Source organism: Pseudomonas sp. B21-048 (assembly GCF_024748615.1).
In the GTDB taxonomy this organism is placed as follows: domain Bacteria; phylum Pseudomonadota; class Gammaproteobacteria; order Pseudomonadales; family Pseudomonadaceae; genus Aquipseudomonas.
The window spans coordinates 4,759,602-4,774,763 of record NZ_CP087168.1 but is presented as its reverse complement, the minus strand read 5'-3'; the positions used below and the strand labels follow the sequence as shown (position 1 = coordinate 4,774,763).

13 protein-coding genes are annotated in these 15,162 nt (G+C 59.2%); 4 read left to right on the top strand and 9 right to left on the bottom strand.

Annotated features, from left to right (window positions below):
* Positions 1-173: 173 nt before the first annotated feature.
* The 5 genes from LOY56_RS22335 to dksA form a co-directional block, all read right to left on the bottom strand.
* Positions 174-1,610, bottom strand: a complete 1,437-nt coding sequence (locus tag LOY56_RS22335; RefSeq protein ID WP_258617143.1) for a sigma-54 dependent transcriptional regulator — start codon at positions 1,608-1,610, stop codon at positions 174-176.
* Positions 1,611-1,632: 22 nt separating this feature from the next.
* Positions 1,633-4,587: a sensor histidine kinase gene (locus LOY56_RS22330; protein WP_258617142.1), complete on the bottom strand. Its 2,955-nt coding sequence runs from the start codon at positions 4,585-4,587 to the stop codon at positions 1,633-1,635.
* A complete protein-coding gene (locus tag LOY56_RS22325) occupies positions 4,571-4,747 on the bottom strand; it encodes a hypothetical protein (protein ID WP_003176118.1) in 177 nt (58 codons plus the stop codon). The genes LOY56_RS22330 and LOY56_RS22325 overlap by 17 nt, the downstream gene beginning before the upstream one ends.
* Positions 4,748-4,824: 77 nt before the next feature.
* The gene (gene gluQRS / locus LOY56_RS22320; protein WP_258617141.1) at positions 4,825-5,721 is read right to left on the bottom strand and encodes a tRNA glutamyl-Q(34) synthetase GluQRS; all 897 of its coding nucleotides are present in this window, start codon (positions 5,719-5,721) and stop codon (positions 4,825-4,827) included.
* Positions 5,722-5,890: 169 nt separating this feature from the next.
* Complete coding sequence (gene dksA / locus LOY56_RS22315; RefSeq protein ID WP_030130357.1) at positions 5,891-6,334, bottom strand: RNA polymerase-binding protein DksA; 444 nt, start codon at positions 6,332-6,334, stop codon at positions 5,891-5,893.
* A 333-nt stretch (positions 6,335-6,667) separates the two neighbouring features.
* Between dksA and LOY56_RS22310 the strand changes: the two genes are divergently transcribed.
* Together LOY56_RS22310 and sfsA are read left to right on the top strand one after the other, a co-directional pair.
* Entirely contained in the window at positions 6,668-7,840 is a 1,173-nt protein-coding gene (locus LOY56_RS22310) for a pyridoxal phosphate-dependent aminotransferase (protein WP_258617140.1), read from the top strand.
* Positions 7,840-8,553, top strand: coding sequence for a DNA/RNA nuclease SfsA (gene sfsA, locus LOY56_RS22305; RefSeq protein WP_258617139.1), 714 nt, complete (start codon positions 7,840-7,842; stop codon positions 8,551-8,553). The genes LOY56_RS22310 and sfsA overlap by 1 nt, the downstream gene beginning before the upstream one ends.
* On the opposite strand, the gene LOY56_RS22300 is transcribed toward sfsA, so the two are convergent.
* Positions 8,550-8,867 (bottom strand): Rieske (2Fe-2S) protein, encoded by a 318-nt coding sequence (locus tag LOY56_RS22300; protein WP_258617138.1) that lies wholly within the window; start codon positions 8,865-8,867, stop codon positions 8,550-8,552. The genes sfsA and LOY56_RS22300 overlap by 4 nt on opposite strands.
* A gap of 211 nt (positions 8,868-9,078) precedes the next feature.
* Between LOY56_RS22300 and LOY56_RS22295 the strand changes: the two genes are divergently transcribed.
* Positions 9,079-9,948, top strand: a complete 870-nt coding sequence (locus LOY56_RS22295) for a ChaN family lipoprotein (RefSeq protein WP_258617137.1) — start codon at positions 9,079-9,081, stop codon at positions 9,946-9,948.
* A 266-nt stretch (positions 9,949-10,214) separates the two neighbouring features.
* Here the strand turns inward: LOY56_RS22295 and LOY56_RS22290 are convergent, their stop codons facing one another.
* The 3 genes from LOY56_RS22290 to LOY56_RS22280 all read right to left on the bottom strand — a co-directional run bounded on the left by LOY56_RS22290 (position 10,215) and on the right by LOY56_RS22280 (position 12,719).
* A complete protein-coding gene (locus LOY56_RS22290) occupies positions 10,215-10,487 on the bottom strand; it encodes a TfoX/Sxy family protein (protein ID WP_007902045.1) in 273 nt (90 codons plus the stop codon).
* Positions 10,488-10,726: 239 nt separating this feature from the next.
* Positions 10,727-11,071, bottom strand: a complete 345-nt coding sequence (locus LOY56_RS22285; protein ID WP_258617136.1) for a pentapeptide repeat-containing protein — start codon at positions 11,069-11,071, stop codon at positions 10,727-10,729.
* Between the two features lie 91 nt (positions 11,072-11,162).
* Positions 11,163-12,719, bottom strand: coding sequence for a bifunctional aminoglycoside phosphotransferase/ATP-binding protein (locus tag LOY56_RS22280; RefSeq protein WP_258617135.1), 1,557 nt, complete (start codon positions 12,717-12,719; stop codon positions 11,163-11,165).
* A gap of 118 nt (positions 12,720-12,837) precedes the next feature.
* Here LOY56_RS22280 and mrcB point away from each other — a divergent pair, with 118 nt between their 5' ends.
* Positions 12,838-15,156: a penicillin-binding protein 1B gene (mrcB, locus tag LOY56_RS22275; protein WP_258617134.1), complete on the top strand. Its 2,319-nt coding sequence runs from the start codon at positions 12,838-12,840 to the stop codon at positions 15,154-15,156.
* Positions 15,157-15,162: the final 6 nt, after the last annotated feature.

Here is a 15,162-nt window from a genome sequence, read left to right as displayed (position 1 = left end):
CAACTTTTGTGAAGCCCAGTAAAACAAGGGGTTAGGCGGGCTAATGGTGTTTTTCGAGGCCCAAAAAAACCGGGGCTTCGTTACCGTAAGCCCCGGCTTCTGTTACGTGAAAAAGTTGAGGTAACAGTTTTTTCACAATGTCATGTGTTACCCGCACATCCGATAGGTGCGGTTCAGCTCTCGCTGGCCACCCCGGTCTTGCGCCGCGGAATGCCCAGGCGCTGACGGCGTTCCCACAGGCATTTGCGGCTGACCCCGAGTTTGCGGGCCAGTTCGGTTTCGGTCATGTGGTCCTGATGCTCAAGAACGAAGTGCTGGAAGTAGTCTTCCAGGGACAAATCTTCGGTCGGTTCGTGGCTGGTGTTACCGGCGCCATTGCCCTGCTGGGGCGCCAGGCCAATGAAGTCGTCGTCATCCAGATCGCTCAGTTCGATGTCGATGCCCAGCAGTTCTGCGGAAATCTCCGGGCTTTCGCACAGGATCACCGCGCGCTCGACTGCGTTTTCCAGTTCGCGAACGTTACCCGGCCAGGAGTAATGCCGAATCGCCTGTTCTGCATCCAGGGCGAATTTCAGATCTGTACGGTTGACCCGTGCGCTCTGCCGCGCGAGGAATGCAGTGGCAATTTCATTGACGTCGGCGCCGCGCTCGCGAAGGGCCGGCAGCTTCAGGGCGATCACGTGCAGGCGGTAATACAAGTCTTCACGGAACTGACCAATCTTCGCCAGGCTCTTGAGGTCGCGGTGGGTCGCGGCGATCAAGCGTACATCGACCTTCTGCGACTGCACCGAACCGACCCGGCGGATTTCGCCTTCCTGCAACACACGCAACAGGCGGGCCTGGGCTTCCAGTGGCAGTTCGCCGATTTCATCGAGGAACAAGGTGCCGCCGTCCGCCGCTTCCACCAACCCGGCACGCCCGGCACTGGCGCCGGTAAACGCGCCTTTTTCGTGGCCGAACAGTTCTGACTCGATCAGGCTTTCCGGAATGGCTGCGCAGTTCACCGAAATCATCGGTGCCTTGGCACGTTTGGACAAGTTGTGCAGCGCGCGGGCCACCAGTTCTTTACCGGTACCGGATTCACCCTGGATCAGGACATTGGAATCGGTCGGCGCGACTTTGCGGATCTTGCTGTAGAGGTCCAGCATCGGCGGACATGAACCGATAATGCCGATTTCGCCGTTACTGTTATCAACAGCGTTTTTCGCGGCGCCATTGCCCGTTTTACCGACGAGCGGTTCACCGCTGGCTTGCGCCGATTGCCGGTCACGCAGGATTCGCGCGACGGCCTGGAGCATTTCGTCGTGATCGAAAGGCTTGGCGATGTAATCCACCGCGCCCATCTTCATTGAGTCGACGGCCGAACGCAGGCTGGCGTAACTGGTCATGATCAGCACCGGAGTGCCCTGGCCAAGTTTGATCAACTCGGTACCCGGTGCGCCCGGCAGACGCAGGTCGCTGACGATCAGGTCAAATGTGGGGATGCTGAAACGCTCTTGTGCTTCCTGCACGGATCCGGCTTCGCTGACCTGGTACTGGTTACGTTCCAGCAGACGGCGCAAGGCGGAGCGGATAATTGTTTCGTCTTCGACGATCAAAATGTGCGGCATTGATTCGATACTCTCGACGGTCTCAGTTCACAGCGGACGTCGCTTCGACATGACGCGGCAAGGTGACCCGGATCCGGGTGCCGCGTTGGCTTTGAACATCAGCCGGGCTGTCGATGGTGATTTGTCCATAATGCTCTTCAACGATGGAATAGACCAGTGCAAGGCCCAGACCGGTGCCTTCGCCAGGATCCTTGGTGGTGAAGAAGGGTTCGAACAATCGGTCCATGATGCTCGAGGGAATACCGCTGCCTTCGTCTTCGACGATCAGATCGACCGTGTGTTCGCCGGCTTCGCTTTTGACTCGTACCGCACTGCCTGGAGGCGAGGCGTCGCGGGCGTTTGAAAGCAGGTTGATCAATACCTGGGCGAGCCGCTGCGGGTCGCCTTCGACCCAATGATCAGGGTCGCACAGGTTGTAGAACTGTACTTCGAAATTACGCCGGTTCAGGGCCAGCAGGCCAATGGCATCCTGGGCCACTTCCGCCAGACAGACGGGCTCGTCACTGTGCTGATAACTGCCGGCGTGGGCGAAGCTCATCAGCGACTGGACGATGCGTGACACGCGTTTGGTCTGCTCGAGGATCTGCCCGCTGATTTCTGTGAGTTCGGCGTCTTCCTCACGCTCTTCACGCAAGTTTTGCGCGAGACAGGCAATGCCGGTGATCGGGTTGCCGATTTCATGGGCCACGCCGGCCGCCAATCGACCGATGCTGGCCAGGCGCTCGGAGTGCACCAGTTTGTCTTCGAGCATCTGGGTTTCGGTCAGGTCTTCCACCAGCAGCACCAGGCCGCTGTTACCCGGCGCCAACGGTTCATCGATCGCCGCTTTGTGCAGGTTCAGCCAGCGTGTCTGACCGTCGAGGGCCAGGTGCTGTTTGTGCAAATGCTCATCCGGCAGATTGATGAAGCCTTGCAGCAGTTCTCTCCACGGATCACCAATGGTGCTCAGGCGCGAACCGACCACACGCTGCGCGGCAATCCCGGTCAGTTCCTCCATGGCCTTGTTCCACATAAGGATTTCCTGATCCTTGGCCAGCGAGCACACGCCCATCGGCAATTCCTGCAAGGTCTGGCGGTGGTAGCGGCGCAGGGCATCGAGTTCGGCGGCAAGGCCGGTGAGACGCGAGTGGTAGTCCTCAAGGCGGCTTTCGATGAAGTGGATGTCTTCGGTGACGTAGTTTTCGCCGCCAGCCTTGTAGGGCAGAAAGGTTTCGACCATGTCCTGCGCCACGCTCGGCCCCATCAGGCCGGAGAGGTTGGCTTCGATACGGTCACGCAGGCGGCGCAAGGCGTATGGCCGGCGTTCATCGAACGGCAGATAGAGGTCACGCAGCGCCTGTTCGACTTCTTTCTGCGCGGCCTTGGCGCCCAGCGGCTTTGCCAATTGCGTGGCAAATTCCTGAGGCGAGGCGGCATGCAGTTCGCGGCGTTGCGGGCGGCGAACGTTGTCCACCGCGCAGGCTTCGGCGGCGCTGGCCTCTTCGGGGCTGGCGTTGGTGAACAACGAAATCAGGGTGAACATCAGCACGTTGGCGGCCAGCGAGGCGATTGCTGCCATGTGCCAACTGGTGTCGTCCAGCACGTAAATCATGTTCAACAGTGGAATGTAGAAGCCTTGCAGATTGCCGACCAGCGGCAGCAGCATGGTCACCAGCCACACCAGAATCCCCGCCAGTAAACCTGCGATGAAGCCGCGACGGTTGGCGGTCGGCCAGTACAGCACGGACAACACCCCCGGCAGGAACTGCAACGTGGCAACGAAGGCAACGATGCCGAGGTTGGCCAAATCCTGCTCGGCGCCCAGCAGCAGGTAAAAACCGTAACCGGCCATGATGATCGCGACGATCAGCGCCCGGCGGGTCCATTTCAGCCAACGGTAAATATTGCCTTCGGCCGGCGGCTGATAGAGCGGCAGCACCAGATGGTTCAGCGCCATCCCGGACAGCGCCAGCGTGGTGACGATGATCAGTCCGCTGGCCGCTGATAATCCGCCGACATACGCCAGTAGCGCCAGGGCTTTGCTGTTGGCAGCGATGCCGATCCCTAGGGTGAAATATTCCGGATTGGTCGTGGCCCCGAGTTTCAGCCCGGCCCAGAGAATCAGCGGCACCGCCAGGCTCATCAACAGCAGAAACAGCGGTAAACCCCAACTCGCACTGACCAGCGAGCGCGGGTTGAGGTTTTCGGTAAAGGTCATGTGGTACATGTGCGGCATCACAATCGCCGAGGCGAAGAACACCAGCAGCAGCGTGCGCCACGGGCCTTCCTGCAATGGCGTGTGCAAGGCGGCGAGGGCGGTCTGGTTTTGCAGCAGCCACAGTTCCAGCTGCTGCGGGCCGTCGAACACGCCATACAGCGCATACAGACCGACGCCGCCAATCGCGATCAGTTTGATCACCGACTCGAAGGCAATCGCGAACACCAGGCCTTCATGTTTCTCGCGGGTAGCGATGTGGCGTGAGCCGAAGAAAATCGTGAACAGCGTAATCAGTGCGCAGAAGCTCAGGGCCACGCGATGCTGCACCGGCTCGCGGGTGAGGATGCTGATGGAGTCGGCCACTGCCTGAATCTGCAACGCCAGTAACGGCAGTACGCCGATCAGCATGAAAATCGTCGTCAGCGCACCGGCCCAGGTGCTGCGGAAACGAAACGCAAACAAGTCGGCCAGGGACGAGAGTTGATAGGTGCGGGTGATTTTCAGGATCGGGTACAACAGCACCGGCGCGAGCAGAAAGGCCCCGGAAACCCCAAGGTAGCTGGAGAGAAAACCGTAGCCGTACTGATAGGCCAGGCCCACCGTGCCATAAAACGCCCAGGCACTGGCGTAGACGCCCAGCGACAGGGTGTACGTCAGCGGGTGGCGAATGATCGCCCGGGGGATCATGCCCCGTTCGCTGACCCAGGCCACGCCGAACAGCACCGCCAGGTACGCGGCGCTGATCAGGATCATCTGGGTCAGGCTAAAGCTCATCGGCATCTTTTTGGCTCTGCAGGATGAAGGTCACGACAATCAGAATCAGCCAGAGCAAATAAGGGCGATACCAAGCGCCCGTGGCGTCGATCCACCAATCCATGATGGCCGGGGAGAACAGATAAATCCCCACTACCAGGAGCAGGACCAAGCGATAGATGTACATCCCGGCCTCTCTTTTTTATGCGCGTGCCCGAAAACGTGCGGCGATGGTAACGGATGGGCGCGCCACTGCAAGTGGCATCACTGCAGTTGCGCTTCGGGCAACGTCAGTGTGCGCGGGATCAGCGAGGCATCCCAGTGGGCAATTCCCCAGTTCAGCACTTCCCGTGGCGTGGCGTCATTCAGTTCGGTCGCAGGTTTGTGCCCCAGCGCCCGCAATGCGCGCAGCAACAGCGGTGTGGCCTGATCTTCGGTCAGCGGCGGCGAGCGATAGGATTTGCCGAGCTTGTGGCCGTCCGGCTGGGTAATCAGCGGGATGTGCAGGTAGCGCGGTTGCGGCAGGCCGAGCAGTTCTTGCAGATAGAGCTGGCGCGGCGTGGAATCCAGCAAGTCGGCCCCGCGCACGATATCGGTGATGCCTTGCCAGGCGTCGTCCAGCACCACCGCCAATTGATAGGCGTAGAGCCCGTCGCGGCGGCGGATCACGAAATCACCGACCTCCCGGCCCAGGTGTTGACGGAATTCGCCCTGCACCCGGTCGATGAAGTGGTATTCCAGCTCCGGTACACGCAGGCGGATGGCCGCGTTCTCTGCGCCGTGCCCCGCGTTGCGGCAGAATCCGGGATAGATGCCGTGATACGGCTCCAGTTGCTTGCGCGAACAGGTACAAGCGTAGGCCAGGCCCTGATTGAACAGGCGACTGATGACTTCGTCATAGGCTGCGTGCCGCTCACTCTGTCGGACCATGTCGCCATCCCACTCGAACCCGTAGCTTTCCAGCGCCTTGAGAATTGCCGCCTGAGCACCGGGCTCTTCCCGTGGCGGATCGAGATCTTCCATGCGCACCAGCCAGCGGCCACCGACCGAACGGGCATCGAGGTAGGAGGCCAGTGCTGCGACCAGCGAACCGAAGTGCAAATGGCCACTGGGCGTAGGGGCGAAGCGTCCGATGTAGGCGGGGGGTGCGATGGCGGTCATAAGGGCGATGTCAGGGTCTGTTCAATCGTTTTGAGCATGGCTTGAAGCCGCCTTCGTCGGATCGGCGCCAATCCGACGAAGGCGATTTTAAAGACGCAACAAATCAGCAAATGTCAGAAACAAAAAACGGAGCGTTCGCACGCTCCGTTCTTCGTTCAAGTCGCAAAGATTACTTGCCGACTTGCTTTTCCTTGATTTCCGCCAGGGTCTTGCAGTCAACGCACATATCGGCGGTAGGGCGGGCTTCCAGTCGCTTGACGCCGATTTCGACGCCACAGGACTCGCACCAGCCGTATTCTTCGTCTTCGATCAATTGCAGGGTTTTGTCGATTTTCTTGATCAACTTGCGCTCGCGGTCGCGGGCGCGCAATTCGAGGCTGAATTCTTCTTCCTGGCTGGCACGATCTGCCGGGTCCGGGAAGTTGGCCGCTTCGTCTTTCATGTGATCAACAGTGCGGTCGACTTCCTGCATCAAGTCCTGTTTCCACTTGTTCAGGATCTTGGTGAAGTGAGCGCGCATGGGCTTGCCCATGTACTCTTCGCCCTTCACTTCTTTGTAGGGTTCGAAGCCGCTGATCGACTGGTTCTGTTGTTGCTTTGCTTGGGTGGGCATGAAATGGACCGCCTCTACTCTTGTAATCCATTGCGCAGGATTGCTCCATCACCGACACCTGCCGGCCCTGCGGCTGCAAGCGGGCGAACTTACCAGATCAAATCGGGCCGCGCCACTCCCGGATATCGAGCCTGCGGCCCGAGGCGCTTGCAAAAGATTGCAAAGCCTTGCCTGGTGGCTCTGGAGACCTGATCAATTATTGATTTTAGTCAAACCTGGGGCCTACGCTTGAATCGTTTGAAACCCGCGTTATATGGGCTCTGACCGCTTTAGGTTCTCGCTCGTTCCTGCGCTTGGGTAGAATCGATTTTTCCCCGTCGTAAGGAAGGCTAAATGGCTCAGTCCTACAGTGCGCGCAGTCGCGCTATCGAACCGTTTCACGTTATGGCCCTGCTGGCGCGCGCCAATGAGCTGCAAGCGGCCGGCCACGACGTGATTCACCTGGAAATCGGCGAGCCGGACTTCACCACCGCCGAGCCGATCATCCAGGCCGGCCAGGCCGCGCTGACGGCGGGGAAGACCCGTTACACCGCCGCTCGCGGCATTCCCGAGCTGCGCGAAGCCATTTCGGCGTTTTATCAGCAGCGTTACGGGTTGAACATCGATCCACAACGCATCCTCATCACGCCCGGTGGTTCAGGCGCGTTGCTGTTGGCCAGTGCCTTGCTGGTAGACCCAGGCAAACACTGGCTGCTGGCAGACCCGGGTTACCCGTGCAACCGGCACTTCCTGCGGCTGGTGGAAGGCGCGGCGCAGCTTGTTCCTGTAGGTCCGGACGTGCGTTATCAACTGACCCCGGACCTGGTCGCGCGTCATTGGGATCACGACAGCGTCGGTGCCCTGGTGGCCTCGCCGGCCAACCCGACCGGGACCATCCTGACCCACGACGAATTGGCCGGGCTCTCTGCCGCGATCAAGGCCCGTCACGGCCATTTGGTGGTCGACGAGATCTACCATGGCCTGACTTACGGCACGGAGGCGGCCAGCGTGCTGGAAGTCGATGACAGCGCCTTCGTTCTCAATAGTTTTTCCAAGTATTTCGGCATGACCGGCTGGCGTCTCGGTTGGCTGGTAGCGCCAGAAGCGGCGGTCGGTGAGCTGGAGAAACTCGCCCAAAACCTCTATATCAGCGCGCCGAGCATGGCCCAGCACGCCGCATTGGCGTGCTTCGAACCCGCCACCATCCAAATTTTCGAGGAGCGTCGCGCCGAGTTCGGCCGACGTCGTGATTTCCTGCTGCCAGCCTTGAGGGAGTTGGGCTTCGGTATCGCCGTGGAACCGGAAGGTGCGTTCTATTTATACGCCGATATCAGCAAGTTCGGCGGCGATGCCTTCGCGTTCTGCCGACATTTTCTCGAAACCGAACACGTTGCGATCACCCCGGGCCTGGATTTTGGGCGTTATCAGGCCGGGCATCATGTGCGGTTTGCCTACACACAAAGTCTTTCACGCTTGCAAGAAGCGGTTGAGCGGATCGCTCGCGGTTTGAAGAGCTGGCAAGGCTGATGCGCTTTCATCCTCCCCTCGAAGAAGGTCGCTTGATTCGTCGCTATAAACGTTTTCTCGCCGATATCGAAACCGTTGGCGGCGAATTGTTGACCATTCACTGCCCGAACACCGGCTCGATGCTTAATTGCCAAGTCGAAGGCGGGCAGGTCTGGTTCAGCCGTTCCAGTGACCCCAAGCGTAAGTTGCCCGGCACTTGGGAAGTCGGGGAAACCCCGCAAGGGCGGTTGTTTTGCGTAAACACCGGGCGTGCCAACGGTTTAATCGAAGAGGCGTTGCGGGCCAATGTCATCACCGAGCTGAACGGCTTTACCGAACTGAGGCGCGAAGTGGCCTACGGTCAGGAGAGCAGCCGCATCGATTTCCGTCTCGATTACCCGAGTGGGCCCGCGTATGTGGAAGTCAAAAGCGTCACCCTGGGCTTCGATGGCTCGTTGGTGGCGGCGTTTCCCGACGCGGTGACCCAGCGCGGGGCCAAGCATTTGCGGGAGTTGGCGCATTTGGCCCGGGACGGGATTCGTGCAGTGCAGTTGTATTGTGTGAACCTGACCGGCATCGACTCCGTGCGTCCTGCGGAAGAAATCGATTCGGCCTACGCGGCGGCGTTACGCGAAGCGGTGGCGTGCGGGGTCGAAGTGCTGGCGTATGGCGTGCACTTGACCCATGAAGAGATGGTGGTCGATCGGCGGCTGGAAGTGCTGTTAAACAGTTAGAGCGTGACCCAAATCCCTTGCTCGTCTTCATGGCAGGGGATGGTGGTCAGGGATTGCCCGGCGCATGGCCCGGCGACACATTCGCCGTCTTCGATCAAAAACAGTGCGCCGTGGGTGGCGCACTGGATCAGGCTATTGCTGGGGTCGAGAAACTGGTCCGGCTGCCACTCCAGTCCGACGCCCCGGTGCGGGCAGCGATTTTCATACACATACACCTGGCCACCCCGACGCACGGCCAGAAGTTTCTGACCGTCGACGTTGAAACCGCGACTGCTGGCGTCAGCCAATTCGGCGCCTGTGCAAAGAAGCTTCATGTTTATCCCTCAAGTCCTGCAGACCGATATGTCCGAGCGTTCAAATTCAGGTAATTATCAAATGGCCGCTCACCCACGGGGCGATTTGCCTGATGCCGAGGATACTTGGCCTGTCCTCTCGATGCGGGGAAAACCTTTTAAGGAAGTCGTTTATGCGCCTGGACGTTCCGGTCGACATACTGTTGAGCATCGCCCTCAGAGGTGTTTAGGGATGAAAACACGTGTGATGGTTTTTCTGGCTGCGCTATTACTGAGTGGCTGTCAGCGTGTATCGGCACCGCCGCCGGTCAGCGGAGAGATCCTGGACCTGCGCAGTGGTCAAGCCCTGACAGCGCAGGAACTGCTTGCACGGTTAGCCAAACCTTCGCGGTTGATCGTCGGCGAGCAGCATGACAATCGTGATCATCATCAACTGCAATTGTGGTTATTACAGGCGCTGGGTAAGCGGCGGCCTCAAGGCAGTTTGCTGCTGGAAATGCTCAGGCCGGATCAGCAAGCGCGCGTCGATCACGTCAGGCATGCTTCACCGCTACCTGCTGACTTGCCCAATGCATTGGCCTGGCAATCGGGTTGGGACTGGAATCTGTATGGGCCAATCGTTGGTTTTGCCCTGACTCAGCCGTACCCGTTGCTGGCGGCCAATCTGGATACGCTTGAAATCCGTACTGTCTATGCCAAACCGCCGACATTGAGCGGTTCGCGCTCCAACGCCCCGATGGTTAAAGAGACATTGCTGGCACAAATCAGCGATTCCCACTGCGGCTTGCTGCCCACATCGCAAATGCCCGCGATGCTGGCCGTCCAGCAGCAGCGTGACCGGCGGATGGCCGAGCGATTACTGGCCGCACCGACGCCTTCACTGCTGATTGCCGGCGCGTACCACGCACGCAAGGATGTCGGGGTGCCGATCCATGTGCTGGATCTGGGTGAGCCTGAAGCGCCGATGGTATTGATGCTGGCGGAGCAGGGCGCTGAGGTCACGCCGGCCATGGCCGATTACGTCTGGTATGCGCCCGCCACGCCGCCCCAGGATGACTGCGCGCAGATGCGTAAACAGTTCGGCAAGCCGTCAGGTCAGTAACCGTGGCGAGTTTTCCACAGGCAAAAAAGACCCGGCAAAAGCCGGGTCAAATAACCGTGATTAGCCTGATGAGGAGATAATCTGAGAGTCCGAACCAAGGGCTTTTCAGAATATCGACCAGTCTCGCGACCAGTTGTGATAATAATAGCGATTCTCATTACTAAGTCAACCGCTGATTCTTGATTTCTGTGAAGCCCACCAGTTTCCTTGGTAAGGGCCCAGCAATCATTGGTCTTCAAGCTGTGTAGGCAAGCGTAATTACCCATTCAAATCTTGTGGCGTGACGAGATAGCATCCAGCTGTTTGTTCAAAGCTTCCTTGCGCTCGGCGGGAATGTCGTTCCAGTGAACATCCATTAGCGCGCCTTCGATCGCATACAACAACACCTTGGACGCCCGAAAACCGCGTGTGCGCACGGCTCGATAAGCATCCACAGCTCCCAACCGACGCAAGTCCGAGGCACTGTGGATGCCCACGGCATGCAGCCATTGCGCCGACGTCTTGCCAAGATTTTTCAGGTGTTGCAGTTCATCATTCATCAAGCCTCCTTGCGACAGCCGAACGGTGCGTGGGCGAGCCTCTCAGGAGTGTAGCCATCAGTAGGAAAAGCGTGATTGTTTGGTCGGTTTCGACGCAAAAGCTTCTAAGAGGCGGGCTCAAGAAGGTGTGTGAAAAGGCTGCGAGTGCCGTCGGAAGTCGGGCGGAGGATTGAGTTTCAGAGTAAAAAAGTACAGAGTCCAGCGCAGGGCAGGGGCGCCGGACTTGGCAGAACGTCGTTTTAGCGGGTGCGATAACGCAGTCGGGTCCCGAAATTCATCGACATCAGAATCTCATCGGCACTCAGCTCTGGCGGGAAATAGGTGCCGGAGATCTGCGCGTGGGCCAGGCTCGCGCCTTCCAGGGAAGCGTTGCGTAAGTCAATGCCGCGCAAGTCGGCAGAGCGGAAATAGGCATCGGTGAAGTCAATGCCGTCGGCATTCAGTTCACGCAGATCGAGACCACGGAAGTCGCCACCGACCATGTCGATAGGTCCATCCTTCGGGCGTTCGTTGTTGAAGGCTGTGATGTCGTCTTTGTGCAGCAAGGCATAAAGCGGGGTATCGAGAAGTTTCGGCTGGCTCATGTCGCATCACCTGATGGTTTTGTGACGCCAGTATAGTGCCACTATTCGGCAGCCGTGAAGCCGGTGAAGGCTTCACGGTTGAAATAGTTTTTTACAGACCTGGAAGACGTTGGCGAATCTGCGCCACGACAATATCGAGCGTGCCACTTTCATTGGTCTGGACGCGTTTGCTGCACAGAATTTCTGCTGGCGTCAGGGCCTCGCGTCTGGCTTGCTGGGCGGCGATAACGGTCAGGTTGGCGTCGGATGGATCGTTATTGTCTGCCTGACGTTGCTTCAACCAGCTCTCGATCACTGCTTGCGGTGCGTCGCAGTCGAGAATCAGGAATGGCGCCCCCGTGGCTTCGGCGATTTTTGCCGCGCCGTCGCGTTGGTCGCGCTTGAGGTACGTGGCATCGACCACTACCGGGAAACCGGCATGCAAAATTACACCGGCAATTTCATGCAGACGGCTGTAAGTAGCGGCGCTGGCATCGGCACTATAAATGCCGGCCTGCAGGGCGTTTGGTACGGCTTGCTCGCCGAACAGACGCTTGCGCTCGACATCGGAGCGCAGACGAATGGCGCCCAGCGCTTCCACCAGGCGCATGGCCACGTGACTCTTGCCGACGGCGGAAACACCGTGGGTAATCGCCAGGAAGCGCGAAGGGATAGTGCTGTAGCTTTCCGCCAGGTTGGCGTAGTTGCGGTACTGGCGCAGCGTAGTAGCACGCTGCACCGGATCGGCCTCGGCGGGCATGCTGAACAGGCTGACCTTGGCGCGAACCAGTGCGCGGTAAGCTTTATAGAAATTCAGCAGCTCCAGGCCCTGATAGTCGCCGGTCAGCTCCAGGTATTGGCTGATGAAACGGCGCGCCAGGCTCTTCAGGCCACGGTCTTCCAGGTCCATCGCCAGGAAACCGGTGTCGGCGTAAACGTCGGTGAAGCGGAACGGTTCGTTGAACTCGATGCAGTCGAAGATCACAACCTTGCCATCGATCACGGTGGCGTTGCCCAAGTGAATGTCACCGTGGCATTCACGGATGAAACCATCGGCCTTGCGTTGGACGAACAGCGGCTTGAGGCGTTCGAAGCTGCTTTCGGCCCAGGCTTGCAGCGCCTCGAGTTGCAGCAGGTCAGCCTTGTCGCTGAGGAACGGATGGATCTGTTCGAAGTTCTGCCGTACCGGCGCCATGACGCTGTCCGGTGTGCCAGCTTCATGTTCAGCAGGTACTTTCGGCGCGCTGAGGTGGAATTGAGCGATCTGCGCGGCCATCTCATCGATGTGTGCAGTAGTCAATTCGCCGTTGGCTTGCAAGGTGCTGAGCAATTGGCTTTGTGGGAACTGACGCATTTTCAGGGCGTAATCGACAACCGGTCCCTCGCCACCCAGTTGTGGTGCCTCGGCGCTGCCAGTAATCGGCAACACTTCAAGATACAAATCATGGGTCAGGCGCTGGTTCAGGCGTAGCTCTTCAGCGCAGAAATGCTCGCGAGCCTTGAGGCTGGTGAAGTCGAGGAAACCGAAATTCACCGGCTTCTTCACTTTATAGGCGTAGGGGCCAGTGAGCAGCACCCAGGAGATATGGGTCTCGATGACCTGGAACCCTTCGACGGGATGCGGGTAGAGGGCCGGGTTTTGCAGGGCAGCGATCAGGGACTGGCTCACAGGCGATCCTTCAGAGTCTGGGGAAAATTCAAGGCCGCCATTATGGCCGCAAGTCCGCCCGACGCAAACCTCGGCGGGCGCCTGTTGAGGATGAATAAAGTGCGTATAATCCGCCGCCATGACTCGTACTCGATCCCCCCGCACCCCCAAAAAACCACCTTCCAGGGGCATGCGCCCGTGGCTGGGCTGGGCCCTTAAACTCAGCCTGGTCGGCCTTGTGGTGCTCGCCGGATTCGCGGTTTACCTCGACGCTGTGGTCCAGGAGAAGTTCTCCGGCAAGCGCTGGACCATCCCGGCCAAGGTGTACGCGCGCCCGCTCGAGCTGTTCACTGGCCAGAAACTGAGCAAGGAAGACTTCCTCACCGAGCTCGATGCCCTGGGCTACCGACGCGAAGCCGTCAGCAACGGCCCCGGCGCGGCGGCGGTCAATGGCAATACCGTCGATTTGAATACCCGAGGTTTCCAGTTCTATGAAGGCATGGAACAGGCCCAGCCCGTGCGTGTGCGCTTCTCCGGCGATTACGTGGCCGAGCTCTCGGCGACCAACGGTTCGAAGCTTTCTGTGGTGCGACTGGAACCGCTGCTGATCGGCGGGATTTACCCGAAAAACCTCGAAGACCGCATCCTGATCAAGATCGATCAGGTTCCGCCGTATCTGCTTGAAACCCTGGTTGCCGTAGAAGACCGGGATTTCTACAGCCACTGGGGCGTGTCGCCGAAGTCAATTGCCCGAGCCATCTACGTCAACACCTCGGGCGGCAAGATGACGCAGGGCGGCAGTACGCTGACGCAACAGTTGGTCAAGAACTTCTACCTCACCAGCGAACGCAGCCTGACCCGTAAGCTCACCGAAGCCATGATGGCGTTGTTGCTTGAGCTGCATTACGACAAGCGCGAAATTCTTGAGGCTTACCTCAATGAAGTGTTCGTCGGCCAGGATGGTCAGCGCGCGGTGCACGGTTTTGGCCTGGCCAGCCAGTTCTTCTTCGGGCAGCCATTGTCCGAGCTGAAACTGCATCAAGTCGCTTTGTTGGTGGGCATGGTCAAGGGGCCGTCCTATTACAACCCGCGGCGCAACCCTGAGCGGGCGCTGGAACGGCGCAATCTGGTGCTCGATGTTCTGAAGGAACAAGGCGTTGCCACCGACGAGCAGGTTGAGGCGGCGAAAAAAATGCCGTTGGGTGTGACCACTCGCGGCAAATTGGCCGACAGTTCGTTTCCGGGCTTCCTGGACTTGGTAAAGCGTCAATTGCGCGAAGACTACCGCGACGAAGACTTGACCGAAGAAGGCCTGCGGATTTTCACCAGTTTCGACCCGATCCTGCAGATGAAAGCCGAGGCGTCGGTCAACGACACCTTCAAACGCCTGTCCGGACGCAAGGGTTCCGATGAGGTTGAGGCGGCCATGGTCGTGACCAACCCGGAAACCGGCGAAGTCCAGGCCATGATCGGTAGCCGTCAGGCGAGCTTTGCCGGTTTCAACCGGGCGCTGGACGCGGTACGACCGATCGGCTCGTTGATCAAGCCGGCGGTTTATCTGACTGCCCTTGAGAAACCGAGCCAATACACGCTGACCAGTTGGCTGTCAGACGACTACTTCTCGGTAAAAGGCGCGGACGGTCAGGTCTGGAAACCGCAGAACTATGATCGCCGTTCCCACGGTACGGTGTTCCTTTATCAAGGGTTGGCGCATTCCTACAACCTGTCCACCGCGCGTCTCGGGTTGGCGGTGGGTGTGCCGAATGTCTTGAAGACCTTGGCGCGTCTGGGAGTGAGTCGCGAATTCCCGGCGTTCCCGTCGATGTTGCTCGGTGCGGGCGGTATGACCCCGATCGAAGTGGCGACCATGTACCAGACGCTGGCCAACGGCGGATTCAATACGCCTATGCGCGGGATTCGCAGCGTGCTGACTGCCGAGGGCGAGCCACTCAAGCGTTATCCGTTCCAGATTCAGCAGCAATTCGACCCGGCCTCTATTTATCTGATCCAGAGCGCCATGCAACGGGTCATGCGTGAAGGTACGGGCAGTTCGGTTTACAACGTGTTACCAAAAACCCTGACCCTGGCCGGTAAAACCGGTACCAGTAACGATTCGCGGGACAGTTGGTTCGCCGGTTTCAGTCAGGATCTGCTGGCGGTGGTCTGGCTGGGGCGCGATGATAACGGCAAGACACCATTCACCGGTGCCACCGGTGCGTTGCAGGTCTGGACCAGTTTCATGCGCAAGGCCGATCCGCTGCCGCTGGACATGCCGCAGCCGGACAATATTGTTCAGGCCTGGGTCGATTCGCGCACCGGGCAAGGTTCTGAAGGCAGCTGCCCAGGCGCGGTGCAGATGCCGTATATTCGCGGCAGCGAACCGCCTCCCGGTGCTGCTTGCGGTGGCGAAAACCCTGCAGAATCGGTGATGGATTGGGTCAAGGGCTGGATGAATTAAGCAAAG

Coding starts and splice junctions, on each gene's coding strand:
- LOY56_RS22335 (WP_258617143.1), bottom strand. CDS start 1,610: ATGCCGCACATTTTGATCGTCGAAGACGAAACAATTATCCGCTCCGCC.
- LOY56_RS22330 (WP_258617142.1), bottom strand. CDS start 4,587: ATGCCGATGAGCTTTAGCCTGACCCAGATGATCCTGATCAGCGCCGCG.
- LOY56_RS22325 (WP_003176118.1), bottom strand. CDS start 4,747: ATGTACATCTATCGCTTGGTCCTGCTCCTGGTAGTGGGGATTTATCTG.
- gluQRS (WP_258617141.1), bottom strand. CDS start 5,721: ATGACCGCCATCGCACCCCCCGCCTACATCGGACGCTTCGCCCCTACG.
- dksA (WP_030130357.1), bottom strand. CDS start 6,334: ATGCCCACCCAAGCAAAGCAACAACAGAACCAGTCGATCAGCGGCTTC.
- LOY56_RS22310 (WP_258617140.1), top strand. CDS start 6,668: ATGGCTCAGTCCTACAGTGCGCGCAGTCGCGCTATCGAACCGTTTCAC.
- sfsA (WP_258617139.1), top strand. CDS start 7,840: ATGCGCTTTCATCCTCCCCTCGAAGAAGGTCGCTTGATTCGTCGCTAT.
- LOY56_RS22300 (WP_258617138.1), bottom strand. CDS start 8,867: ATGAAGCTTCTTTGCACAGGCGCCGAATTGGCTGACGCCAGCAGTCGC.
- LOY56_RS22295 (WP_258617137.1), top strand. CDS start 9,079: ATGAAAACACGTGTGATGGTTTTTCTGGCTGCGCTATTACTGAGTGGC.
- LOY56_RS22290 (WP_007902045.1), bottom strand. CDS start 10,487: ATGAATGATGAACTGCAACACCTGAAAAATCTTGGCAAGACGTCGGCG.
- LOY56_RS22285 (WP_258617136.1), bottom strand. CDS start 11,071: ATGAGCCAGCCGAAACTTCTCGATACCCCGCTTTATGCCTTGCTGCAC.
- mrcB (WP_258617134.1), top strand. CDS start 12,838: ATGACTCGTACTCGATCCCCCCGCACCCCCAAAAAACCACCTTCCAGG.